General features: G+C 70.9%; 23 protein-coding genes. 12 read left to right on the top strand and 11 right to left on the bottom strand.

The genetic code is table 11. The features are described 5' to 3' along the window. Positions 1 to 320: 320 nt before the first annotated feature. Positions 321 to 3,047: a pyruvate, phosphate dikinase gene (gene ppdK / locus ABZ370_RS07835; protein WP_358617953.1), complete on the bottom strand. Its 2,727-nt coding sequence runs from the start codon at positions 3,045 to 3,047 to the stop codon at positions 321 to 323. A gap of 524 nt (positions 3,048 to 3,571) precedes the next feature. Between ppdK and ABZ370_RS07830 the strand changes: the two genes are divergently transcribed. Then, positions 3,572 to 4,846 carry a hypothetical protein gene (locus ABZ370_RS07830; RefSeq protein WP_358618354.1) on the top strand — a complete coding sequence of 425 codons (1,275 nt, stop codon included), beginning with the start codon at positions 3,572 to 3,574 and terminating at the stop codon, positions 4,844 to 4,846. A gap of 31 nt (positions 4,847 to 4,877) precedes the next feature. Here ABZ370_RS07830 and dusB read toward each other — a convergent pair whose 3' ends face one another. Then, a complete protein-coding gene (gene dusB, locus ABZ370_RS07825; protein WP_358617950.1) occupies positions 4,878 to 6,029 on the bottom strand; it encodes a tRNA dihydrouridine synthase DusB in 1,152 nt (383 codons plus the stop codon). Positions 6,030 to 6,196: 167 nt separating this feature from the next. Between dusB and ABZ370_RS07820 the strand changes: the two genes are divergently transcribed. After that, entirely contained in the window at positions 6,197 to 7,696 is a 1,500-nt protein-coding gene (locus tag ABZ370_RS07820; protein ID WP_358617947.1) for an MFS transporter, read from the top strand. Here ABZ370_RS07820 and ABZ370_RS07815 read toward each other — a convergent pair. Continuing rightward, entirely contained in the window at positions 7,663 to 8,568 is a 906-nt protein-coding gene (locus ABZ370_RS07815) for a helix-turn-helix transcriptional regulator (protein WP_358617945.1), read from the bottom strand. The genes ABZ370_RS07820 and ABZ370_RS07815 overlap by 34 nt on opposite strands. A gap of 210 nt (positions 8,569 to 8,778) precedes the next feature. On the opposite strand from ABZ370_RS07815, the gene ABZ370_RS07810 reads away from it, so the two are divergent. The 3 genes from ABZ370_RS07810 (at position 8,779) to ABZ370_RS07800 (ending at position 12,030) form a co-directional block, all read left to right on the top strand. Then, positions 8,779 to 10,152, top strand: a complete 1,374-nt coding sequence (locus tag ABZ370_RS07810; RefSeq protein WP_358618353.1) for an MFS transporter — start codon at positions 8,779 to 8,781, stop codon at positions 10,150 to 10,152. Positions 10,153 to 10,415: 263 nt separating this feature from the next. Next, the gene (locus ABZ370_RS07805) at positions 10,416 to 11,435 is read left to right on the top strand and encodes an aldo/keto reductase (RefSeq protein ID WP_358617943.1); all 1,020 of its coding nucleotides are present in this window, start codon (positions 10,416 to 10,418) and stop codon (positions 11,433 to 11,435) included. A 7-nt stretch (positions 11,436 to 11,442) separates the two neighbouring features. Continuing rightward, a complete protein-coding gene (locus ABZ370_RS07800) occupies positions 11,443 to 12,030 on the top strand; it encodes a TetR family transcriptional regulator (protein ID WP_358617940.1) in 588 nt (195 codons plus the stop codon). Between the two features lie 57 nt (positions 12,031 to 12,087). Here the strand turns inward: ABZ370_RS07800 and ABZ370_RS07795 are convergent, their stop codons facing one another. Both ABZ370_RS07795 and ABZ370_RS07790 read right to left on the bottom strand, forming a co-directional pair. After that, the gene (locus tag ABZ370_RS07795) at positions 12,088 to 12,732 is read right to left on the bottom strand and encodes a response regulator transcription factor (protein WP_358617938.1); all 645 of its coding nucleotides are present in this window, start codon (positions 12,730 to 12,732) and stop codon (positions 12,088 to 12,090) included. Beyond that, complete coding sequence (locus ABZ370_RS07790) at positions 12,720 to 13,931, bottom strand: sensor histidine kinase (RefSeq protein ID WP_358617934.1); 1,212 nt, start codon at positions 13,929 to 13,931, stop codon at positions 12,720 to 12,722. Before ABZ370_RS07790 ends, ABZ370_RS07795 begins: the two co-directional genes overlap by 13 nt. A 172-nt stretch (positions 13,932 to 14,103) precedes the next feature. On the opposite strand from ABZ370_RS07790, the gene ABZ370_RS07785 reads away from it, so the two are divergent. Next, positions 14,104 to 14,622, top strand: coding sequence for a hypothetical protein (locus ABZ370_RS07785; protein WP_358617932.1), 519 nt, complete (start codon positions 14,104 to 14,106; stop codon positions 14,620 to 14,622). Here the strand turns inward: ABZ370_RS07785 and ABZ370_RS07780 are convergent. After that, entirely contained in the window at positions 14,561 to 14,863 is a 303-nt protein-coding gene (locus tag ABZ370_RS07780) for a hypothetical protein (RefSeq protein WP_358617930.1), read from the bottom strand. The genes ABZ370_RS07785 and ABZ370_RS07780 overlap by 62 nt on opposite strands. Positions 14,864 to 14,984: 121 nt before the next feature. After that, complete coding sequence (locus ABZ370_RS07775; protein WP_358617927.1) at positions 14,985 to 16,367, bottom strand: glycine--tRNA ligase; 1,383 nt, start codon at positions 16,365 to 16,367, stop codon at positions 14,985 to 14,987. Positions 16,368 to 16,520: 153 nt separating this feature from the next. On the opposite strand from ABZ370_RS07775, the gene ABZ370_RS07770 reads away from it, so the two are divergent. From ABZ370_RS07770 to ABZ370_RS07755, 4 genes are all read left to right on the top strand, one after another. Continuing rightward, a complete protein-coding gene (locus tag ABZ370_RS07770; protein WP_358617924.1) occupies positions 16,521 to 17,507 on the top strand; it encodes a metal ABC transporter substrate-binding protein in 987 nt (328 codons plus the stop codon). 38 nt (positions 17,508 to 17,545) lie between these two features. Further along, positions 17,546 to 18,448 (top strand): metal ABC transporter ATP-binding protein, encoded by a 903-nt coding sequence (locus ABZ370_RS07765; protein WP_358617922.1) that lies wholly within the window; start codon positions 17,546 to 17,548, stop codon positions 18,446 to 18,448. Between the two features lies 1 nt (position 18,449). Then, positions 18,450 to 19,325, top strand: coding sequence for a metal ABC transporter permease (locus ABZ370_RS07760; RefSeq protein WP_358617918.1), 876 nt, complete (start codon positions 18,450 to 18,452; stop codon positions 19,323 to 19,325). Between the two features lie 88 nt (positions 19,326 to 19,413). After that, the gene (locus ABZ370_RS07755; protein WP_358617915.1) at positions 19,414 to 19,836 is read left to right on the top strand and encodes a Fur family transcriptional regulator; all 423 of its coding nucleotides are present in this window, start codon (positions 19,414 to 19,416) and stop codon (positions 19,834 to 19,836) included. A gap of 13 nt (positions 19,837 to 19,849) precedes the next feature. Here the strand turns inward: ABZ370_RS07755 and ABZ370_RS07750 are convergent, their stop codons facing one another. Both ABZ370_RS07750 and ABZ370_RS07745 read right to left on the bottom strand, forming a co-directional pair. Continuing rightward, on the bottom strand, positions 19,850 to 20,263 hold the full coding sequence (locus tag ABZ370_RS07750; protein ID WP_358617912.1) for a VOC family protein: 414 nt from the start codon (positions 20,261 to 20,263) through the stop codon (positions 19,850 to 19,852). A gap of 10 nt (positions 20,264 to 20,273) precedes the next feature. Then, positions 20,274 to 20,729, bottom strand: coding sequence for a helix-turn-helix transcriptional regulator (locus ABZ370_RS07745; RefSeq protein ID WP_358617909.1), 456 nt, complete (start codon positions 20,727 to 20,729; stop codon positions 20,274 to 20,276). Between the two features lie 117 nt (positions 20,730 to 20,846). Between ABZ370_RS07745 and ABZ370_RS07740 the strand changes: the two genes are divergently transcribed. After that, on the top strand, positions 20,847 to 21,524 hold the full coding sequence (locus tag ABZ370_RS07740; RefSeq protein ID WP_358617906.1) for a hypothetical protein: 678 nt from the start codon (positions 20,847 to 20,849) through the stop codon (positions 21,522 to 21,524). Positions 21,525 to 21,551: 27 nt separating this feature from the next. On the opposite strand, the gene ABZ370_RS07735 is transcribed toward ABZ370_RS07740, so the two are convergent. After that, complete coding sequence (locus ABZ370_RS07735; protein WP_358617904.1) at positions 21,552 to 21,998, bottom strand: DUF2000 domain-containing protein; 447 nt, start codon at positions 21,996 to 21,998, stop codon at positions 21,552 to 21,554. 49 nt (positions 21,999 to 22,047) lie between these two features. On the opposite strand from ABZ370_RS07735, the gene ABZ370_RS07730 reads away from it, so the two are divergent. Continuing rightward, entirely contained in the window at positions 22,048 to 22,887 is an 840-nt protein-coding gene (locus ABZ370_RS07730; protein ID WP_358617901.1) for an AraC family transcriptional regulator, read from the top strand. On the opposite strand, the gene ABZ370_RS07725 is transcribed toward ABZ370_RS07730, so the two are convergent. After that, complete coding sequence (locus ABZ370_RS07725; RefSeq protein WP_358617899.1) at positions 22,838 to 23,068, bottom strand: hypothetical protein; 231 nt, start codon at positions 23,066 to 23,068, stop codon at positions 22,838 to 22,840. The genes ABZ370_RS07730 and ABZ370_RS07725 overlap by 50 nt on opposite strands. Positions 23,069 to 23,076 lie beyond the last annotated feature (8 nt).

Here is a 23,076-nt window from a genome sequence, read left to right as displayed (position 1 = left end):
CAGTGGGCTGCCCCGGCTGCCGCAACAGTCACCGATGTCCGGCCGGTGAGCGCCTGCACGCTGCTGTCCGGCGCGCTGCGCGCGCCGCTACCCCATAGCCGGGCGGGCGGCTGCTGATCCGGGCCCCGTACCGGATACGCCGACAGCGGCCCGCCCTCCCGGCCCCATCCGGCTGATCCACGCCGGTCAAGGAAGGGGGCGGCACCTCCGCACAAGGTGCCGCCCCCTTTGAGGTCCGGGGCCGGTGCCGGGTGAGGGTGGGTGATCCCGGCTGGGCCCCGGTGGTCCCGGCGGGCCTCAGCGGCCCGCGCTCGCCGCCGTCAGCGGCCGTTGGCCGCCGCTCGGCCCGACTCCAGGCGGGCTACGGGGATGCGGAACGGGGAACAGGAGACGTAGTCCAAGCCCACCTCGTGGAAGAAGTGGACGGACTCCGGGTCGCCGCCGTGCTCGCCGCAGACGCCGAGCTTGAGGTCGGGGCGGGTGGCCCGTCCGGCCCGGGCGGCGTCGCGGACCAGGGCGCCGACGCCGTCCTTGTCGATGGTCTCGAAGGGGCTGACGCCGAAGATGCCCTTCTCCAGGTACGCGGTGAAGAAGCTGGCCTCGACATCGTCGCGGGAGAAGCCCCACACGGTCTGGGTGAGGTCGTTGGTGCCGAAGGAGAAGAAGTCGGCGGACTCGGCGATCTGAGCGGCGGTCAGCGCGGCGCGGGGCAGCTCGATCATGGTGCCGAGGGAGAGCTTGAGGTCCACGCCGTGGGCGCGCTCGACCTCGGCGATGACCTGCTCGGCCTCCTCGCGGACGATCTCCAGCTCCTGCACGGTGCCCACGAGCGGAATCATGATCTCGGCGCGCGGGTCGCCCTTGGCGTTGCGGCGGGCGGCGGCGGCCTCGGCGATGGCCCGTACCTGCATGGCGAACAGACCGGGGATGACGAGGCCGAGGCGGACGCCGCGCAGGCCCAGCATCGGGTTCTGCTCGTGCAGCCGGTGGACGGCCTGGAGCAGCCGCAGGTCGTTCTCGTTGTGGTCCTTGCGGGACTCGGCGAGCGCGACGCGCACCGACAGTTCGGTGATGTCGGGCAGGAACTCGTGCAGCGGCGGGTCGAGCAGCCGGACGGTGACGGGCAGCCCGTCCATCGCCTCGAGCAGCTCCACGAAGTCCTTCTTCTGGAGCGGCAGCAGCTCGCCGAGGGCGGCGTCGCGCTCCTCGTCGCCGTGCGCGAGGATCAGCCGCTCGACCATCTCGCGGCGCTCACCGAGGAACATGTGCTCGGTGCGGCACAGCCCGATGCCCTGGGCGCCGAAGCGGCGGGCGCGGGCGGCGTCCTCGGCGTTGTCCGCGTTGGCCCGTACCCGCAGGCGGCGGACCCGGTCCGCGTACGCCATGATCCGGTGCACAGCGCCGATCAGCTCGTCGGCGTCGTCGGCGCCCGCGTGCATCCGGCCCTCGAAGTACTCGACGACCGGGGACGGGACGACCGGGACCTCGCCGAGGTAGACCTTGCCGGAGGAGCCGTCGATCGAGACGACGTCGCCCTCCTCGATGACCAGGTCGTCCTTGCCGTCCGGGCTCGGCACGATCATGCGGCGGCGCTTGGTGTCGACCTCCAGGTCCTCGGCGCCGCACACACAGGTCTTGCCCATGCCGCGGGCGACGACGGCGGCGTGCGAGGTCTTGCCGCCGCGGGAGGTGAGGATGCCCTCGGCGGCGATCATGCCGTCCAGGTCGTCGGGGTTGGTCTCGCGGCGGATGAGGATGACCTTCTCACCGGAGCGGGACCACTTGACGGCGGTGTACGAGTCGAAGACGGCCTTGCCGACGGCGGCGCCCGGGGAGGCGGCGATGCCGCGCCCGATCTTCCGTACAGCGTCGCTCGCCGCGGCCTCCTCGTCGAAGCGCGGGAACATCAGCTGCGCGAGCTGCGCGCCGTTGACCCGGCGCAGCGCCTCGGCCTCGTTGATCAGGCCCTGGTCGACCAGCTGGGTGGCGATCCGGAAAGCGGCACCGGCGGTGCGCTTGCCGACCCGGGTCTGCAGCATCCACAGCTTGCCGCTCTCGATGGTGAACTCGATGTCGCACAGGTCCTTGTAGTGCGTTTCGAGCGTTTCCATGATCTGCATCAGCTCGTCGTACGAGCGCTTGTCGATCTGCTCCAGATCGGCGAGCGGCACGGTGTTGCGGATGCCCGCGACGACGTCCTCGCCCTGGGCGTTCTGCAAGTAGTCGCCGTAGACGCCCTGGTGGCCGCTGGCGGGGTCGCGGGTGAAGGCGACGCCGGTGCCGGAGTCGGGGCCGAGGTTGCCGAAGACCATGGAGCAGATGTTGACCGCGGTGCCCAGGTCGTGCGGGATGCGCTCCTGGCGGCGGTAGAGCTTGGCGCGGTCGCCGTTCCAGGAGTCGAAGACGGCCCGGACGGCAAGGTCCATCTGCTCGCGCGGCTCCTGCGGGAAGCTGCGGCCGGTCTCCTGCGCGACGATCGACTTGAACTCGGCGACCAGCTTCTTGAGGTCGGCGGCGTCAAGGTCGACGTCGACGGTGACGCCCTTGGTCTGCTTGGCCGCGTCGATGGCCTCTTCGAAGAGGTCACCGTTCACACCCAGCACGGTCTTGCCGAACATCTGGATGAGGCGGCGGTAGGAGTCCCAGGCGAACCGGTCGTCGCCCGCCTGCGCGGCGAGCCCGGCGACGGACTCGTCGGAGAGGCCGATGTTGAGGACGGTGTCCATCATCCCGGGCATCGAGAACTTCGCGCCGGAGCGTACGGATACCAGCAGCGGGTCGTCGGCCTGGCCGAGCTTCTTGCCCATCTTTCCCTCAAGGGCTTCGAGGTGCGCACTCACCTCGTCGCGGAGGGCCGCGGGCTCGGAACCGCTGTCGAGGTAGACCTTGCACGCCTCGGTGGTGATGGTGAATCCCGGTGGCACGGGGAGACCGAGATTGGTCATCTCGGCGAGGTTCGCGCCCTTCCCACCGAGGAGGTCCTTGAGATCCTTGTTGCCCTCGGTGAAGTCGTAAACGAACTTCTGCTGATCTTGTGTTTCCGGCACGGGACTCGATCTCCTCGGCTCGGCTGCCCTGACGGCGGGGAGCGTACCCAGATCGAAGGCTCCTGAGTATGTCCACTCCACCGTCATCGGGCCGTAACCACCCGCCTGCCACGTGTTCGAAAGTGCGCCGCCGAATGGAGTGGTGCGGAGCACTCCTTCAAGAGTCGAACGCATGCATACGGCACGCATATGACGGCAGGCCCCTTCGCTACGTTCTGTCACTGCTGGTTCGAGGTCTCGAACGTCGAGAGCGTGACACTGAGTGCCACGCATTGAGGAGGTGAGCGCAGCGGGTGGCCACCGCGCCACCCCTTCGCGGCCGCTCATTTGAGCGAGAGGCTGATCAGAGTGGCGAGAATCACCCCTTCCTGGAGGGCCTCATCTCACTCCTTGGACACGAAGAGAGGGGGCTCGCTCAGATGAGCGATCCGCAGGTGAACGGTGTCGCGGGCCCGGTATCGTGCCTGCATAAGCGATAACGAGGAGGGCCCGTGACCAGCGCCCGGCCCGCGCTCGCGCAGGTGATGCCCGGCGCGCGGCGAGTCCTCGACGAGAACTGGACCGGCTCCTCCACGGTCCCCTCGCGCGGCCTCTATCCGCACCAGTGGAGCTGGGATTCGGCGTTCATCGCGATCGGATCGCGTCATCTTTCGGTACGCCGCGCCCAGCGGGAGCTGGAAACCCTGCTCACGGCCCAGTGGGACGACGGACGCGTCCCCCACATCGTCTACAACCCCGCGGTGCCGCCGGGCCCCTACTTCCCGGGCCCGGACTTCTGGTGCCCGTCCCCAAGGGGCATCGGCGCCGCGACCTCCGGGATCGTCCAGCCGCCGGTGCACGCGCTCGCCTGTCTGCTGGTCCACCGCGCCGACCCGCGCGCCTCGGTACGGTCCGGCTTCCTGGCCCGTACGTACCCCCGGCTCGCCGCCTGGCACCGCTATCTGACCGACCGGCGCGACCTGGGCGGCGGCGGGCTGGTGTCGGTGGTCCACCCCTGGGAGCCGGGCATGGACAACAGCCCCTGCTGGGACGCCCCGCTGGCCCGCGTCGAGCCCGTCCCGCCGGAGACGTTCCACCGCGCCGACCTCGACCACGGCGCGGCCGCCGACCGTCCCACGGACCTGGACTACGGACGCTACGTACGGCTCGCGGCGGACTACCGGGACGGGGGCTACGCGGACCGTCCCGGCACGCTCTCCTTCGTGGTCGAGGACCCGGGCGTCAACGCACTGCTCATCGCCTCCGAACACGCCCTGGCCGAGATCGCCCGGGACGTCGGCGCGGACCCCCGGCCGCACCGCGCCCGGGCCGCCCGGCTGACCGCCGCCCTGCTGGACCGGCTGTGGGACCCGGCCGCCGGGCTGTTCCTGTGCCGCGATGTGGTCGGCGGGGGCCTGATCCCCGAGCTGAGCGCGGCGGGCCTGCTGCCGCTGCTCGTCCCGGAGCTGCCCCGGGCCACGGTCGGCGCGCTGCTCCGCACGGCCGCGGGCGAGCACTTCGGGCTGGGCACCTCGGTGCGCCTGGTGCCCAGCTACGACCTGCTGGGCCATGCCTTCGACCCGTCCCGCTACTGGCGCGGCCCCGCCTGGTTCAACGTCAACTGGCTCCTGGAGCGCGGGCTGCGGCTGCAGGGCGCGGTGGACGAGGCGGACGCGCTGCGGGCCGCCGCCCTGGAGGTGGCCGCCGCGACCGGATTCTCCGAGTACGTCGACCCGTACACGGAGGAGGCGCGCGGCACCCGGGACTTCAGCTGGACGGCGGCGCTGGCGCTGGACCTGGCGGTCGGCTCGTCCCGCTGAACCGGGCTCAGCCGCTCCCGCTGAACCGGGCTCAGCCGCCCGAGGTGTCCAGCTCCGCGTCCGCCGTCACGCCCGCGCAGTCGTACGGGTCCGCCAGCCAGCCGTCCGGGAGCACCACCCGGTTGCGGCCGGAGGTGCGGCCGCGGGGGCCGTCGGCGCCGGACGGCCACTCCTGGTCCAGGTCAAGACCGGCCAGCAGCTCGTCCAGCTCGGCCAGGGACGAGGTGATCGCGAGCCGCTTGCGCATCTCGGAGCCGACCGAGAAGCCCTTGGTGTACCAGGCGACGTGCTTACGGAAGTCGATCACGCCGCGCTCCTCGTTCTCCAGCCACTCGGCGAGCAGCTCGGCGTGGCGGCGCATCACGGCGGCGACCTCCTTCAGCGTGGGCCGGGCGGAACCGTCCGCGCCGCCGGTCGCTCCGCCGGGTTCGAAGGCGGCGACCAGGTCGCCGAAGAGCCACGGCCGCCCCAGGCAGCCGCGCCCGACGACCACGCCGTCACATCCGGTCCGGCTCATCATCCGCACCGCGTCCTCGGCGGACCAGATGTCGCCGTTGCCCAGTACCGGGATCTCCGGGACGGTCTCCTTCAGCCGCGCGATGGCGTCCCAGTCCGCCGTGCCGCCGTAGTGCTGGGCCGCGGTGCGGCCGTGCAGCGCGATCGCGGTCACGCCCTCCTCGACCGCGATCCGGCCCGCGTCGAGATAGGTGATGTGGTCGTCGTCGATGCCCTTGCGCATCTTCATGGTCACCGGCAGCGCGCCCGCGCCCGTCACGGCCTCGCGCAGGATCGCGCGCAGCAGGTTCCGCTTGTACGGGAGCGCCGAGCCGCCGCCCTTACGGGTCACCTTGGGCACCGGGCAGCCGAAGTTGAGGTCGATGTGGTCGGCCAGGCCCTCGTCCACGATCATCCGCACGGCCTTGCCGACCGTCACCGGGTCGACCCCGTACAGCTGGATGGAGCGCGGCTTCTCGGTGCCGTCGAAGTGGATCAGCCGCATGGTCTTGGCGTCCCGCTCGACCAGCGCCCGGGTCGTGATCATCTCGCTGACGAAGAGCCCCTTGCCGCCGCTGAACTCCCTGCACAGGGTGCGGAACGGCGCGTTGGTGATCCCGGCCATCGGCGCGAGTACGACCGGTGGCTGGACCGTGTGCGGGCCGATCTGCAGCTGCGTCTGGGTCATGGGGTGAGCTTCCTCGCGGTGCGGGTAAGACGTTCGTATGGGTGGCCGTACCGGATCGCCGTACGCGTCGTCGTACGGACCGGACCTCTCATTGTCCCGCACTCGCGCAGGCAATCGGCCGGGCGGTTCACACCGTCGTACCCCCGACATCGTTGTAGCGTTCAACCATGCCTGAGCTCAGCCCCCGGCGGCGCATGTTCGTGCTGGCGATCTGCTGTATGAGCCTGCTGCTCGTCAGCCTCGACAACACCGTGCTGAACGTCGCCCTGCCCTCGATGCGCAACGATCTGCACGCCTCCGTCTCCGGAATGCAGTGGACGATCGACGCGTACACCCTCGTCCTCGCCGCGCTGCTGATGCTCGCCGGGTCGACGGCCGACCGGATCGGGCGCAAGCGGATCTTCCAGACCGGGCTGGTGATCTTCACTCTCGGCTCGGCCCTGTGCAGCCTCGCGCCCAACCTGGGGGCGCTGGTCGGGTTCCGTATGGTGCAGGCCATCGGCGGTTCGATGCTCAACCCGGTGGCCATGTCAATCATCACCAACACCTTCACCGAGCCCCGGGAGCGGGCCCGGGCGATCGGGGTGTGGGGCGGCGTCGTCGGCATCAGCATGGCGGCCGGGCCGATCGTCGGCGGGGTGCTGGTGGAGTCGGTCGGCTGGCGCTCGATCTTCTGGATAAACCTTCCGGTCGGGCTCGCGGCGATGGTGCTGACCGCCCGCTTCGTGCCGGAGTCGCGCGCTCCGAAGCCCCGCAGGCCCGACCCCATCGGCCAGCTGCTGGTCATCGCCGTCCTCGGCTCCCTGACGTACGCCATCATCGAGGCGCCGGGACACGGCTGGGGGTCGCCGCTGATCACCGTCTGCGCGACGGTCGCCGTCGTCGGGCTCGTCGCGCTGATCCGCTACGAGCGGCGGCGCCCCGAACCGCTCATCGATGTGCGCTTCTTCCACAGCGCCCCCTTCAGCGGGGCGACGGTGATCGCGGTGAGCGCGTTCGCGGCGCTCGGCGGCTTCCTCTTCCTGAACACGCTCTATCTGCAGGACATCCGCGGGCTCGACGCCCTGCACGCCGGGCTGTGGATGCTGCCGATGGCGTTCATGTGCTTCATCTGCGCACCGCTGTCCGGGCGGCTGGTGGGCCACGGCGGGCCCCGGCTGCCGCTGCTGCTGGCCGGGGTGACGATGGCGGCGAGCGGGGTGCTGTTCGCGGCCTTCGACGCCCAGTCGACCAATGTGCTGCTGCTGACCGGCTATGTGCTGTTCGGTATCGGATTCGGCCTGGTCAACGCGCCCATCACCAATACGGCCGTCTCCGGGATGCCCCGTTCGCAGGCCGGGGTCGCGTCGGCGGTCGCCTCCACCAGCCGCCAAGTGGGCCAGTCGCTGGGGGTCGCGGTGATCGGCGCCGTGCTGGCCGCGGGCGCGGCGGCCGGGGTGACGGACGCGGTGGCGGGCCACAAGGCCTCGGCCGCGGCGGCCACCGCGTTCGTGGACGCCGCCCGCCCGGCCTGGTGGATCATCGCCGGGTGCGGTGCCGTCATCCTGCTGCTGGGCGCGCTGACCACCGGCCGCTGGGCACTGGCCACCACGAAGCACGCCGCCGCGCTGTTCGAGGAGGGCGGGCCGACGGGTCAGACCTCGGCCCAGTCGAGCGCGAGGGCGTGAAGCGCGTCCAGCCGCTCACGGGACTCCGCGTCCGCCGGGGTGTAGGTGAGCAGCTTGGGCCCCTGGCTGGGGCCGGTCCACAGACTGGTCGAGGTCAGCCGCAGCACGCCCACGTTCGACTGCCGGAAAATCTTGATCTTGTCGCCGGGCCGGACGACCTCATGGCGTGCCCAGATCTCCCGGAACTCCGGTGAGGCCTCCTCCAGCCGCCTCAGCAGCGCCTTCCACGCGGGTTCCGCGACGTGTTCGGCCATCGCCGAGCGGAACTTGGCGGCCATCAGCCGGATCGTCTCCTCCCGCTCGACCAGGCTCGCCCGCCACTCGTCGTTGGTGAAGGCCAGCCACATGCAGTTGCGGTCCTCCGGCGGCAGCGCGTCCAGATCGCACATCAGCAGCCGGTAGGAGCGGTTGTACGCGAGGAGGTCGAACCGGGCGTTCTGCACGCACGCCGGGAACGGCTCCAACTGCTCCAGCATCACCTGGAGCGACTGCGGCACGCCCGTGCACTCGTTCCCGGGCTTCGGATCGACCTGCCCGGCGAGTACGAAGAGATGCGCGCGCTCGCTGCGGTCCAGGAGCAGCGCGCGGGCGATGGCGTCGAGGACCTGCGCCGAGACATGGATGTCCCGGGCCTGCTCCAGCCAGGTGTACCAGGTGACGCCCACCGTGGAGAGCTGGGCGACCTCCTCGCGGCGCAGCCCGGGGGTGCGTCGGCGGCGGCCGCGGACCAGCCCCACCTGCTCGGGGGTGATCCGCTCCCGGCGGCTGCGCAGAAAGGCCGCCAGTTCGGTCCGTCTGATGTCGGACGGGCGGCCGACCGTGGCACCTGTGGCAGCCGTAGCACCTGTGGCACTCTGCACCGTGATGGTCATGGCTCCAGGGTGCCCCATGGGCTCAGCCGGTTGCCAGGTACTTCTTGTACCAGGATAAAGAGACTCTGGTACCCGTCTGAGCGGGGCGGGATCGTCTTCAGTGTGACCGACACCGAAATCCCTACCAGAGCCCTCGCCCCGACCGCCCGGGGCGCCACCGTGAAGACCCCCGGCGCGACAACGACCGGCGGGACGGCCCCCGGCGGGACGCTGAGCGGGCCGGGGCTGTTCACCCTGCTGCTCGGGGCGGCCCTCCCCCTGATCGACTTCTTCATCGTCAACGTGGCCCTGCCCACCATGGACCGCGACCTGAACGCGGGCCCGGCCGTACTGGAACTGATCGTCGCGGGGTACGGCGTGGCGTACGCGGTGCTGCTCGTCCTCGGCGGACGGCTGGGTGACTCGTTCGGACGGCGTCGGCTCTTCCTCACCGGAATGGCGGCCTTCGGGGTGACCTCGCTGGCCTGCGGGCTCGCCCCGGACGCGTGGAGCCTGGTCGTGGCGCGCGTCGCCCAGGGCGCGTCGGCGGCGCTGATGCTGCCGCAGGTGCTGGCCACCATCCACGCCTCCACCAGCGGCTCGCACCGCGCCCGCGCGCTCAGCATGTACGGCGCGACGGCCGGTCTCGCCATGGTGGCGGGGCAGATCCTGGGCGGGGTGCTGGTGGCCGCGGACATCGCGGGCACCGGGTGGCGCGCGGTCTTCCTGGTCAACGTCCCGGTCGCGCTGCTCGGCCTGGCGCTGGCCGTGCGTACGGTGCCCGAGACCCGCTCGGACCGGCCCGCGCCGGTGGACGTGCCGGGCACGGTGCTGCTGGCCCTCTCGCTGCTCACGCTGATGGTGCCGCTGACCGAGGGGCGGGCGGCGGGCTGGCCGCTGTGGACCTGGCTGCTGCTGGGCGCGTTCCCCTTCGTGGCGACGGCGTTCTATGTGATCGAGCGCCGCGCCGACCGGGCCGGGAACACTCCCCTGCTGCCGCCGAGCCTGTTCGCGTCGCGCGGGCTGCGGCGCGGACTGCCGATCCTGGTGCCGTTCTCGATCGGCTTCGGCGGCTTCATGTTCGTCATCGCGGTCGCGCTGCAGCAGGGCCTGCGGTACGGGCCGGTCGCGGCCGGTATGGCACTGGCGCCGATGGCCGCCGCGTTCTTCGTGGCCTCGCTCCTGGGGCCGCGCCTGGTCGGCCGGTACGGCAGCCGCGTGGTGACCACCGGCGGACTGCTCCAGGCGGCGGGCCTCGGGCTGCTGATGCTGGCCGTGGCGCGCGACTGGCCGGACCTGTCCCTGGCCGGGCTGCTGCCGGGCGTCGCACTGGCCGGTCTCGGGCAGGGGCTGCAACTGCCCGTGCTGATCCGGATCGTGCTGTCCGAGGTGCCGACCGAGCGGGCCGGGGTGGGCAGCGGGGTGATGGTCACGACCCAGCAGTCCTCGCTGGCCCTGGGCGTCGCCACGCTCGGCACGCTGTTCCTCGCGCTGGCCCCGTCGGTGGGCATGGACGACGCACTGATGATCACACTCGCGGCGCAGCTGGCGGCGATAGCGCTGACGGTCGCGCTGAGCCTGCGGCTGCCGCGCGTGGTGGCGTGAGCGGAGGCCGTGGGGGTGACAGCCAGGCGATAACGGACGGGGGATGACAGGTACGCGATAACGGACGGGCGATGACAGGAAGGCGATGACAGACGTCGGATGACAGGTAGGCGATGACAGGAAGGCGATGACGGGTAGGGGATAACAGAAAGGGGATATCAGGTAGGCGATGACAGATATTGAAATCTGTCATCGCATCTGCCACGCTCGTCAACGCATACGCGTTACCCCTCAGCCCACGAGTCCCCGCAAGGAGCCACCCCATGCAGCTGCGCCAACTCGGCACCACCGGCCCCCAGGTCTCCGCGATCGGCCTCGGATGCATGGGCATGTCCGCCCTGTACGGCCCCGTCGACCGCGCCGAGTCCCTCGCCACCGTCCACGCCGCGCTCGACGCCGGGGTCACCCTGCTGGACACCGGCGACTTCTACGCCATGGGCCACAACGAACTGCTCATCAACGAGGCCCTGCGCACCGCCCCCGCCGCCCACCGTGAAAACGCCCTGCTCAGCGTGAAGTTCGGCGCACTGCGCGACCCCGGCGGCAGCTGGTCCGGCTACGACGGCCGCCCGGCCGCCGTCAAGAACTTCGCGGCCTACTCCCTCCAGCGCCTAGGCACCGACCACATCGACGTCTACCGCATCGCCCGCGTCGACCCCGACGTCCCGATCGAGGAGACCGTGGGCGCCATCGCCGAGCTGGTCGAGGCCGGGTACGTACGGCACATCGGGCTCTCGGAGGCGGGCGCGGAGACCATACGCCGGGCCGCCGCCACCGCCCCGATCTGCGATCTGCAGATCGAGTACTCCTTGGTCTCCCGTGGCATCGAGGACGAGATCCTGCCGGTCTGCCGTGAACTGGGCGTCGGCATCACCGCGTACGGCGTGCTCTCGCGCGGGCTGATCAGCGGCCACTGGAGCCGGGACCGCAAGCTCGCCGACAACGACTTCCGCAGCGCCAGCCCGCGCTTCGGCGGCGAGAACATCGACCACAACCTCAACCTGGTCGAGGCCCTGCGCAAGGTCGCCGATGACAAGGGCATCAGCGTCGCGCAGACCGCCATCGCCTGGGTGCTCGCCCAGGGGCCCAAGCACGCCACGGCCATCGTGCCGCTGATCGGCTCCCGCACACATGAGCAGTTGACCGAAGCCCTGGGCTCACTGGGCGCTACGCTCGACGGCGACGACCTGGCCGCGATCGAGGAGGCCGTCCCGGCCGGTGCCGCAGCGGGCGACCGCTATCCGCAGGCCCGGATGCACGACCTCGACAGCGAGAAGAAGTAGGGACCCGATGACGCCGCCCGAGACGCCCCTGACGCCCGACCGCGTCCTCGAAGCCACCGAGGACGTACTGCGCCGCTACGGCCCCGCCAAGGCCACCGTCGTGGACGTCGCCCGCGCGCTCGGGGTCAGCCACGGCAGTGTCTACCGCCACTTCCGCACCAAGGCGGCCCTGCGCGAGGCGGTCACCGAGCGGTGGCTCGACCAGGCCCAGGACGAACTGTCCGCCATCGCCCGCGCCAAGGGCCCGGCGCCCGACCGCCTGCGCGAGTGGCTGGCCACCCTCTTCGCCGCCAAGCGGCACAAGGCGGGCGACGACCCGGAGCTGTTCGCCACGTACCTGTCCCTGGCGGACGAGAACAGCGCCACCGTCGCCCGCCACATCGAGACGATGATCGACCACCTCACGAAAATCGTCGAAATCGGCATCGCGAACGGCGAATTCAGAAACTCCGACGCCCGCAGGGCGGCCAAGTCCCTCTGGTCCGCGACGGCCCACTTCCACGACCCGGTCTACGCGAAAGAGTGGTCGGACCCAGGCGCGGAACTGGCCTTCACCGACCTCTTCGAACTACTCCTGAACGGCCTGCGCGCGTAACCAAGCACGAAATCCCCGGGTCGCCCCGACAGCCCGGGGACCAGGGGCGCCCCGGGCTCAGCGCACGCCCAAAAACCGCAGCACCGCCAGCACCCGGCGGTGGTCCGCGTCGGCGACCGGCAGGTCCAGCTTCGCGAAGATGCTGTTGATGTGCTTCGCCACCGCGGACTCGCTGATCACCAGCGCCGCGGCGATGCCCGCGTTCGACCTGCCCCCCGCCATCAGCTCCAGCACGTCCCGCTCCCGCCGCGTCAGCCGGTCCAGCGGATCGCTGTGGCGGCGGACGAGAAGCTGGGAGACGACCTGCGGGTCCAGCGCGGTGCCACCGTCCGCCACCCTCCGCAGCGCGTCGACGAACTCCTCGACGTCCGCGACGCGTTGCTTCAGCAGATAGCCGATCCCGCTCGTGTGCGCGGTGAGCAGATCGGCCGCGTACCGCTCCTCCACGTACTGCGAGAGCAGCAGCACCGCCGTGTCCGGCCACTGCTGCCGGATCAGCAGGGCGGCCCGGACGCCTTCGTCCGTGAAGCCCGGCGGCATGCGTACGTCCACCACGGCGATGTCCGGGCGGTGTTCCTCCACCGCCGTCAGCAGCTCCTCCGCGTCCGCCGCCTCCGCCGCGACCTCAAAGCCCGCCATCTGCAGGACTTTGACGAGGCCGATCCGCAGCAGGACCGAATCCTCGGCGATCACAGCACGCACGGCAGCTCCACGGTGATGACGGTCGGGCCCCCGCGGGGGCTGCTGATGCCGAACGTGCCGTCCACCGACCCCGCCCGCTTGGCGAGCCCGGTGAGACCGGTTCCCCGGGCGGCGTCGGCCCCGCCCTCCCCGTCGTCGGCGACGACGATCCGCAGCGTGTCCCCGGTGCGGACGACCGTGACGTCGGCCCGATCCGCCCGCGCGTGCTTGGCGACGTTGGCGAGGGCCTCGGAGACGACGAAGTACGCGACGGCCTCGACCGTCGGGGCTGCTCGCTCCGGCACATGGACGTGCAGCCGTACCGGCAGCGGTGCGCGCGCCGCGATGCCGGAGAGGGCGGCGTCCAGGCCGAGTTCGTCGAGGACGGCCGGGTGCAGGCCGCGCACCAGACTGCTCAGCTCCTCGATCGCCTCCTTGGCCTCCCGGTGCGCCTCCTCGATGACCTGCCGGGCCTCGTCCGGCAGATCGGTCAGAGTGGCCTTGGCCAGGCCCAGGTTGACCGCCATGGAGACCAGCCGCTGCTGCGCGCCGTCATGCAGATCGCGCTCGATACGGCGGCGCTCGGCATCGGCCGCGTCGACCACGCCCGCGCGGCTCTCGGTCAGATCCTCGACCCGGCGCTCCAGTTCCCTGGCCGGTACGGGGCCCAGCAGCGCGGTCGCGGCGCGCGCGTCGAGCCGTACGAGGGCGCCGACGAGGGCGTAGGCGAGGGCCAGCAGGAGCACGCCGCCCGCCGTGACGTAGGCGGCCCGGGTCGAGTAGCCGACGTGTTCGACCCGCCAGGAGAGCGGAACGCCCCACACCCAGATGTACACGGTGACGGCCACGGAGCCCACGAGGGCCATCATGACGGCCAGCACCCAGCCCCAGGCGACCGCCGGTCCGGCCAGCAGGTGGTACCAGAGCTGCCGCCATGCCCGCCCGGGCCCGTGGATCTCGACCCCGGCCAGCGCCACGAACCGCCGCCGCTGGACGCGCGTCAGCACCGGCGTGGCCACGGCCGGGAGGACGAGAGGGAGGGTGAGGGCGAGCATGACCTCACCAAGGGCCGAGGTGTCCTCGTAGATCAGCCACGGCAGGCTCATCGGCACCGCCCAGGCCACGAACTGCACCGCCGCGCCCGAGGCACCGAACACGACATCGCGCCGCAGCCGGTGCAGGCGTTCGCGTGCGGCGCGCGGCACGGTCGGGAGTCTCATACGGCGACTCTAGAGCGGCGCCGAGCGGCCGCGCGCTGGAGCTCGGGCCCGGAAATGGGGTGCAACCAGTGCCACCCCATCCCGGCAACTGCCATGACCGACATGGGCGGTGGCGCCGACAAGGCTGGTCGGCAGGCCCGAGCGACGGGCCGTCCGGAAGGAGACCCGCCCCATGACGGCCCTGTACGCCCCCGCCCGGCCCGCCGCGCCGACGGGCCGCACCACGACGCGGCGCTCCCGCCTGGCGTGGATCGCCCGCATACGCCCCGAGACGGTGCTGCTCGCCTCGGGGGTGGCGCTGGTCCCCTGGCTGTACGTACTGGCGCGGACGCTCCCCTCCACCGCCCAGGTCGCGCACTGGAACGCGGCCTGGGTGGGCCTGGACGCACTCGAAGCGCTCGGGCTGCTCTCCACCGCCGTCCTGCGGCGGCGCGGGGACGACCGCCACCGCCTCACCGCGGCCGCCACCGGCACGCTGCTGGTGGTGGACGCGTGGTTCGACACGGTGACGGCCGCTTCGGGCGGAGAGCTGGCCGGAGCCGTCGCGATGGCGCTGGGCGCGGAGCTGCCGCTGGCCGCGGTGTGCGCGGCGCTCGCGCTGGGCGGCCCGCCGAAGGACACCCGACGGGTCAGCCCTGCGACGCCGCCCACCACAGCATCACCGCGGCCACCGCGAAGCACGCGAACATGATCAGCAGGGCCTGGCGGCGTGCCGCCGCGTCGGCCGTCATGTTCGGGGAGCCGAGGGCGCCGTGGGCCTGGGCGAGGTGGTCGAGGCCCTTGTGGCGGGCGCCGCCGTAGGTGATCCGTTCCGTCCAGTCGCAGTGCAGGCAGCCGAGAAGCCGCCGCTGCCCCGGGCCGTACCCGTAGCTGACCTCGAAGACGGTGCCGTCCTCGCGGGTGGCCGTGATGTGATGCGTCACGCCTCGCATGGTTGGTGAACCCCCGTTCCGAACCGAATCTGCCAAGCCGACGACGGGCCCCGGCGCCGCGGCATTCTATCCGCGGTGCCGGAGCCCGTCCTCGTGCTGTGCGTCCTGCCGTACGCGCTGGTCAGCAGCCGATCAGTCGGCCGCCCAGGTACGACTGGATCTGGTCGAGCGAGACCCGCTCCTGCTTCATCGTGTCGCGTTCGCGCACGGTCACGGCGTTGTCGTCGAGCGTGTCGAAGTCGACGGTGACGCAGAAGGGCGTGCCGATCTCGTCCTGACGGCGGTAGCGGCGGCCGATGGCGCCCGCGTCGTCGAACTCGATGTTCCAGTGCTTGCGCAGGTCGGCCGCGAGGCCCTTGGCCTTCGGGGACAGCTCCGGGTTGCGGGACAGCGGCAGCACCGCGACCTTGACCGGGGCGAGCCGCGGGTCGAGCTGCATCACGGTGCGCTTCTCGAGCTTGCCCTTGGCGTTGGGCGCCTCGTCCTCGATGTACGCGTCGAGCATGAAGGCCAGCATGGCGCGGCCGACACCCGCCGCGGGCTCGATGACGTACGGGGTCCAGCGCTCGCCGGCCTCCTGGTCGAAGTACGACAGGTCCTGGCCGGACGCCGCGGAGTGCGCCTTGAGGTCGTAGTCGGTGCGGTTGGCCACGCCCTCCAGCTCACCCCACTCGGAGCCGCCGAAGCTGAAGCGGTACTCGATGTCGGCGGTGCGCTTCGAGTAGTGGGAGAGCTTCTCCTTCGGGTGCTCGTACCAGCGGATGTTGGCTTCCTGGATGCCGAGGTCCCGGTACCAGTTGTAGCGCTGCTCCATCCAGTACTCGTGCCACTGCTCGTCCTCGCCCGGCTTGACGAAGAACTCCATCTCCATCTGCTCGAACTCACGCGTGCGGAAGATGAAGTTGCCCGGCGTGATCTCGTTCCGGAAGGACTTGCCGAGCTGCGCGATGCCGAACGGCGGCTTGCGGCGCGAGGTCTGCTGCACGGCGAGGAAGTTGGTGAAGATGCCCTGGGCGGTCTCGGGGCGCAGGTACGCGACCGAGCCGGAGTCCTGGGTCGGGCCGAGGTGGGTGGAGAGCAGCCCGGAGAACTGCTTGGGCTCGGTGAAGCTGCCCTTGTTGCCGCAGTGCGGGCAGTTGAGGTCGGCCATGCCGTTCTCGGGCAGCTTGCCGTGCTTGGCCTCGTAGGCCTCCTCCAGGTGGTCCGCGCGGAACCGCTTGTGGCAGGAGGTGCACTCGGTCAGCGGGTCGGTGAAGGTGGCGACGTGGCCGGACGCCTCCCAGACCTCGCGGGCGAGGATCACGGACGAGTCGAGTCCGACGACGTCGTCACGCGAGGTGACCATGGAACGCCACCACTGGCGCTTGATGTTCTCCTTCAGCTCCACGCCGAGCGGTCCGTAGTCCCAGGCGGCTCGCTGGCCGCCGTAGATCTCGCTGCACGGATAGACGAAGCCACGGCGCTTGCTCAGGCTGACGATGGTGTCGATCTTGTCGGCGGCCACGGTGCTCTCTTCATTGATGACGACATTGGAGGACGCGAAGCGAATGCTTCAGGTTACCGGCGGCGGCACCCCCCGGATCAAATCGATACCGGAACCGATCAAGAACAAGACCCTTGTTGACAACCGTTTCCATCTTTGTTGAAAATGAGAGTCATGAACATACGCCGCCTGTCCCCCACGGCAGCCCTGGTCGGGGCCGCCGCGATGGGGTTGACCACGCTCACAGCCTGCTCCTCCCACCCCGGAGACGGAAGGACGGGCGGCAAGCTGGATGTGGTGGCGTCGTTCTATCCCATGCAGTTCCTCGCCCAGCGCATCGGGGGGAGCCATGTCCATGTCTCCACCCTGACCAAGCCCGGCGTCGAACCGCACGACCTGGAGATCAGCCCCCGGCAGACGGCCCAGCTCAGCGAGGCCGGGCTGGTGGTCTACCTCAAGGGGCTCCAGCCGTCCGTCGACCAGGCCATCGGCCAGGCCGAGCCGCGGCACGTCGCCGACGCCGCCTCGTACACCTCCCTGGAGGACCACGGGACGGAGGTGGAGGGCGAGGACGGCCATGAGCACGGCGGGCACGACGAGCACGGTCACGACGCGCATACGGTCCACGAGGGCGACGCCTCCGCCGACCCCCACATCTGGCTGGACCCGGTGCGCTACGCCCGGGTCGCCGAGGGCGTCGGCAAGGCCCTGCAGAAGGCGGACCCGGACCATGCCGCCGCCTACAGGAAGAACACCGCCGCCCTGGTGAAGCAGCTCGGCGCCCTCAACGACGACTTCAAGACCGGGCTGAAGGGCCGCCGCACCGATACCTTCATCACCACCCACGCGGCGTTCGGCTATCTCTCCGAGCGCTACGGGCTGCGCCAGGAGGCCATCTCCGGGGTCGACCCGGAATCCGAGCCGAGCCCGGCACGGATGCGGGGGCTGCACTCGGTCGCCAAGAAGGACAAGGTCAACACCGTCTTCTTCGAGACGCTGGTGAGCGACAAGACGGCGAAGACCCTGGCAGGCGATCTCCACCTGAAGACAGACGTCCTCGACCCCCTCGAGGGGATCGGGGAGAAGTCCAAGGGCCGCGACTACCTCGAGGTCATGCGGTCGAACCTGACGGCCCTGCGCAAGGCGCTCGGCGCGGGATGACGCGCGACGAGATGACGCGCGAGACGACGGAGGAACCCATGGCAAAGGAACCCGACGGCAGCGCACGGCCCGGCGAACGGCTGGAACGCCGGACGACGGCCGAAGGCGCCGCGACACCCGCCCGCTCGGCAACGCCGGACCCCCCGGCAGCGGCCGACCCCTCGGCGGCGGCCGACGCCGACCCGGTCATATCCCTGCGCGGCGCCACCGCCTCGCTCGGCGGCCGCCCGATCCTGCGCGGCATCGACCTCACCGTGGGCCGCGGCGAGGTCGTCGCGCTCCTCGGCGCGAACGGCTCGGGCAAGTCCACCGCCGTACGCGCCGTCGTCGGCCAGGTGCCGCTGACCGGCGGCGAGCTGGCGCTGTTCGGCACCCCCGGCCGCCGCTTCCGCGACTGGGCCCGCGTCGGCTACGTACCGCAGCGGACGACCGCGGCCAGCGGCGTCCCCGCGACCGTCCGCGAGGTCGTCTCGGCCGGACGGCTGGCCCGCCGCCGGTTCGGGCCGCCACGCAAGGCCGACCGGGCGGCCGTCCGCCGCGCCCTGGAGCTGGTCGGCATGGCCGACCGCACCCGCGACCCGGTCGGGGCGCTCTCCGGCGGCCAGCACCAGCGGGTGCTGATCGCCCGCGCGCTGGCCGGTGAACCCGAGCTGCTGATCATGGACGAGCCGATGGCCGGGGTCGACCTGGCCAGCCAGGAGATCCTCGCCGGGACGCTGCGCGAGCAGGTCGCCGCAGGGATCACCGTCCTCCTCGTCCTCCATGAGCTGGGCCCGCTGGAGCCGCTGATCGACCGCGCGGTCGTCCTCCGCGACGGCTGTGTCGTCCACGACGGCCCGCCGCCCCAGGCCGTCGGCCAGCATGCGCTGCCCGGCCACGATCACGTCCATCCCCACGCGGCGCCCGACGCCGAACCGATCCGGACAGGGTTGCTGACCTGACATGCTGGAAGTCCTCGACTACGCCTTTATGCAGCGGGCCCTGCTCGCCGCCGTCCTCGTCGGCATCACCGCCCCCGCCGTCGGCATCTACCTCGTCCAGCGCCGCCAGGCGATCATGGGCGACGGCATCGGCCACGTCGCGCTCACCGGTGTCGCGCTCGGCTTCCTGACCGGTACGAATCCGGTCTGGACCGCCGTCCTGGTCTCCTCCCTCGGCGCCGTCCTGATGGAGCTGATCCGCTGGTACGGCAAGACCCGCGGCGACCTCGCGCTCGCGATGCTCTTCTACGGCGGCATGGCGGGCGGCGTCCTGCTGATCAACCTCTCGCCGACCGGCTCCAACGCCAACCTCACCACGTATCTCTTCGGCTCGATCACCACCGTGTCGCAGCAGGACGTCGTCGTGATCAGCCTGCTGGCCGCCTTCGTCGTCCTGATCACCCTCGGGCTGCGGCGCCAGCTGTTCGCGGTCTGCCAGGACGAGGAGTTCGCCCGGGTGACCGGGCTGCCCGTCCGTACGCTCAACCTGCTGCTGGCCATCACCGCGGCCGTCACCGTCACCGTCGCGATGCGCGTCGTCGGCCTGCTGCTGGTCAGCGCCCTGATGGTGGTCCCGGTCGCCGCCGCCCAGCAGGCCACCCGCGGCTTCGCGATGACGCTCGCGCTGGCGGTCGGCATCGGCGTCGTGGTCACCCTGTCCGGCACGGTCTTCTCCTTCTACAAGAACGTGCCGCCCGGCGCGAGCATCGTCGTCCTCGCCATCGGCGTCTTCGCCGTGATCACCGCACTCGCCGCTCCGCTGGCCAAACGGCGGGCCAGGCGTCCCGCCGCGGCGGCCGAGGGGCGGTGCACGCTCAAGGACGACGTACTCGTGTGATGCTTAGCTAGTCCGTAGCGATTCCGTTAGCTGGCACAATGGCCGAGCAGACAGAGCACTACGGGCAAGCGAGGTTGAGGAGGCAACTGTGGCGACCGCGGGTCCCCCAGTACGCGGCCGGTCCACCAGGCAGCGCGCCGCGGTGGCGGCGGCGCTGGACGAGGTGGACGAGTTCCGCAGTGCGCAGGAGCTTCACGACATGCTCAAGCACCGGGGCGACTCGGTCGGCCTGACCACCGTCTACCGCACCCTCCAGTCCCTCGCCGACGCCGGAGAGGTCGACGTCCTCCGCACCACCGAGGGCGAGGCCGTCTACCGCCGCTGCAACAGCGAGGAACACCACCACCACCTGGTCTGCCGCTCCTGCGGCAAGGCGGTCGAGGTCGAGGGCCCGGCGGTCGAGAAGTGGGCCGACGCGATCGCCGCCGAGCACGGCTTCGTGGACGTCGCCCACACGATCGAGATCTTCGGCACCTGCGGCGACTGCGCGGCCCCGGCCGCCGGGGGCTGACGGCTCGTCGTTGCTAGCGCTTCGGCTGGTTGAACCGCAGCATGTTCCCCGCCGGATCGCGGAAGGCGCAGTCGCGGACGCCGTACGGCTGGTCGATCGGCTCCTGCAGCACCTCGCCGCCCGCCGCCCGGATGCGCTCGAACGTGGCGTCCACGTCATCCGTCGCGAAGAGAACCCCGCGCAGCATGCCCTTGGCGAGCAGTTCCGCCATGGCCTGCTTGTCGGCGGGCGAGGCGTTGGGATTCGCCGCGGGCGGTTCGAGGACGATGCTGACGTCCGGCTGCGACGGCGACCCGACGGTCACCCAGCGCATTCCCTCGAATCCGACGTCATTGCGCACCTCCAGGCCCAGAATGTCGCAGTAGAAGGCGAGTGCCTTGTCATGGTCGTCGACGGCGATGAAGCAGGTCGAAAGCGTGATGTTCATGTATGCCACGCTACGACTGGGCGGCGGGCTTCGCTTCTCCGTTCCTGACCGGATTCCCGACCGGGTTCCCGACCGAGTTCCTGACCGGGCGGGTAAAGACCTTGGCGACACATGACGGAATGGCCGCCCCCGGCTCATGATCACGGGCCCGGTACCCACTCGGGCTCTCGCCCACCAGCTCCGTGAACCGCGAGCTGAACGACCCCAGCGACGTACAGCCGACCGCGAAGCAGACCTCCGTCACCGACAGATCGCCCCGCCGCAGCAGCGCCTTGGCGCGCTCGATCCGGCGCGTCATGAGGTAGCTGTACGGGGTCTCCCCGAAGGCGTCCCGGAAGCTGCGCGCGAAGTGCCCCGTCGACATCAGCGCCCCGCGCGCCAGCGCGGGCACGTCCAGGGGCTGCGCGTAGTCCCGGTCGATCCGGTCCCGCGCCTGCCGCAATCGGACCAGGTCATCCAGGTTCACCCCCCGAGGATCGCACGCCGCCCCGGACAGCTTCCAGATCCCGGCCGGTCCGTGGAGCCCCTGCAAAGATCGCCGCGAACGCGGTTCGGTCCGACCCCGTTGGGCAGATCGGCCGACGTGAAGAAGAAGCGCATAGCCCAGCTCGTCCTTTTCGGCGCCCTGGTGGCCTCCGCCTCCGTCCTGGCGACCCTCCTGGTCTCCTCTTCCGCCGAGGAAACGTCCGTCGGGAAGGCCCCGTCGCGGGGTACGACCGCCCACGTGCCCACGCTGACGGACGGAAAGATCCTGCCCGCCGACGAGTGGCCGGACGCTTGCGGATTGGTGACCCAACAGGACATCACGGCGATCCTTCCGGACGCCGAAGACATACAGCAGGCCTACCGCACGGTCCCCGCACTCTCGATCAAGGACTTCCGCGCGGACTCCTCCTGGAAGGCGAGCAACCGGTCCGAATACGGCGAGTGCGACTACGTCATGCGGCTGCCGGGTGAAACGTACAGCGCGACCCAGGCCTGGGTCCGCATCGACGCCGTGGCCGACCCCAAGCTGATAGCCGACTACTTCGAGAGTGGCGCGCCGGGAACCAACCCCGGTGAGGGTACGGACGGGGCGGACAAGTGCGTCATGGCCTTCGCCATCGACCAGAACTGGACGTGCCGCAAGGGCCCGCTCCTGTTCACGGTCGGCGGGCAGACCACCGCGACGTTCGAAGGCATGCCGGACGCGGCGCCCTTCGACTGGCGCGACAAGGTGACCCCCGAACTCGTCCGCGCCGTCACCGCGAAGATCAGGTAGCGCGAGGCAGACCGGCCTCGGCCTTGCTCAGGAGTGCATCCGCGCACCCTTGAGGACCTTGTCCACGGCGTTGCGCGGCCCGTACACGGCCAGCCCCACCAAGTCGAGCTGATCAGTCCCCACCGCCCGTACAGCCGCCCGGTTGTCCCGGTCGTTGCCCGTGCTGAACAGATCCGACGTGAACACAGCCCTCGGCAGCGCGCGGGACAGCGCACGCCCGTGCGCGGTGGTCAGCGTCTCCTTCGTCCCCTCGAAGACCAGCACGGGCTGGCGCAACATCGGCAGATACGCGGTCCCGTCGGCGTCCGCGTACGGCTCGCCGATCACCTCGGGCGCCACTGTGCCGAGCCCGCTGACGACAAAAGCGGTCACATTCAGCCGCTGCCAGGTCTCCAGGTCGTCGCGCAGCAGTACGGCGATCTTCGTATCGAAGCGGACAGGGGCGTTCTCAGTCGTCTCATCACTCGTGCTCATGATGTGAGCCTGCAGGCCGCACACCCTCGCCGTCTTGTACGTTCTTTGCATGGCGTCCCGACAGGAAATCTCTGCCTGGCGCCCGTCGGTCCCGGGCGTCAGCGAGGTCTTCCACGCCCACTTCACCGAGCACGCGTACCCCATGCACGTCCACGACGCCTGGACCCTGCTGATCGTCGACGACGGCGCGGTCCGCTACGACCTGGACCGCCATGAGCGGGGCACCCCGAACGACACGGTCAGCCTGCTGCCGCCACAGGTCCCCCACAACGGCTCCCCGGCCACCTCCCACGGCTTCCGCAAGCGCGTGATCTACCTCGACATGACGCAGCTGGACGAGAGCTTCATCGGGCCCGCGGTAGACGACCCGGACCTCACCGACCCCCTCCTGCGCAGACGCATCGCCCAGCTGCACGCCACCCTCGCCACCCCGGGCGACGAGCTCGAGGCGGAGAGCCGCCTGGCCCTCATCAGCCAGCGCCTGCGCGAACACCTCCGCCCGGGGCTGGCCGTCGCCGCCCCGGTGCCCCACCCCGGCATCGCCCACAACCTCCGCGACCTCCTCGACGCACACCTCCGCGAAGCCCCCACCCTGGAAGAGGCCGCCCGCCTCCTCCACGCCCACCCCGCACACCTCGTACGCGCCTTCAGCACCGCCTTCGGCATCGCACCCCACCAGTACGTGACGTCCCGCCGCATCGACCTCGCCCGCCGCCTGCTCCTCGACGGCCACCCCCCGGGCGAGGTGGCCCCCGCGGTGGGCCTCTACGACCAGTCCCACCTGACGCGCCACTTCAAGCGAGTCGTGGGCATAGCCCCGGGCCAGTACGCCCGGTTGGTCAACTCCCGTAGTAGTCCGATTCCCGGCGCTCCCGCCCCGTCGGCGTAATCTGCTCGCCGGTGAACACATAAACGACGTCGAGTCCGTCGAGCATGACCCCGTAATGGGGTTCCGTTCCGGGGTCGGGCGGCTCGGAAATGCCGACGATCGCACCGATGTATCCGCGCAGATCCGGCCGCCCCGGCGAGGCGACGACTCTGACCTCGGCGAAGAACGGAAGCTCTTCCACAGTCAACT

Source organism: Streptomyces sp. NPDC005962 (assembly GCF_040629205.1).
Classification (GTDB): domain Bacteria; phylum Actinomycetota; class Actinomycetes; order Streptomycetales; family Streptomycetaceae; genus Streptomyces.
This window is presented reverse-complemented; position numbering and strand designations above follow the sequence as displayed.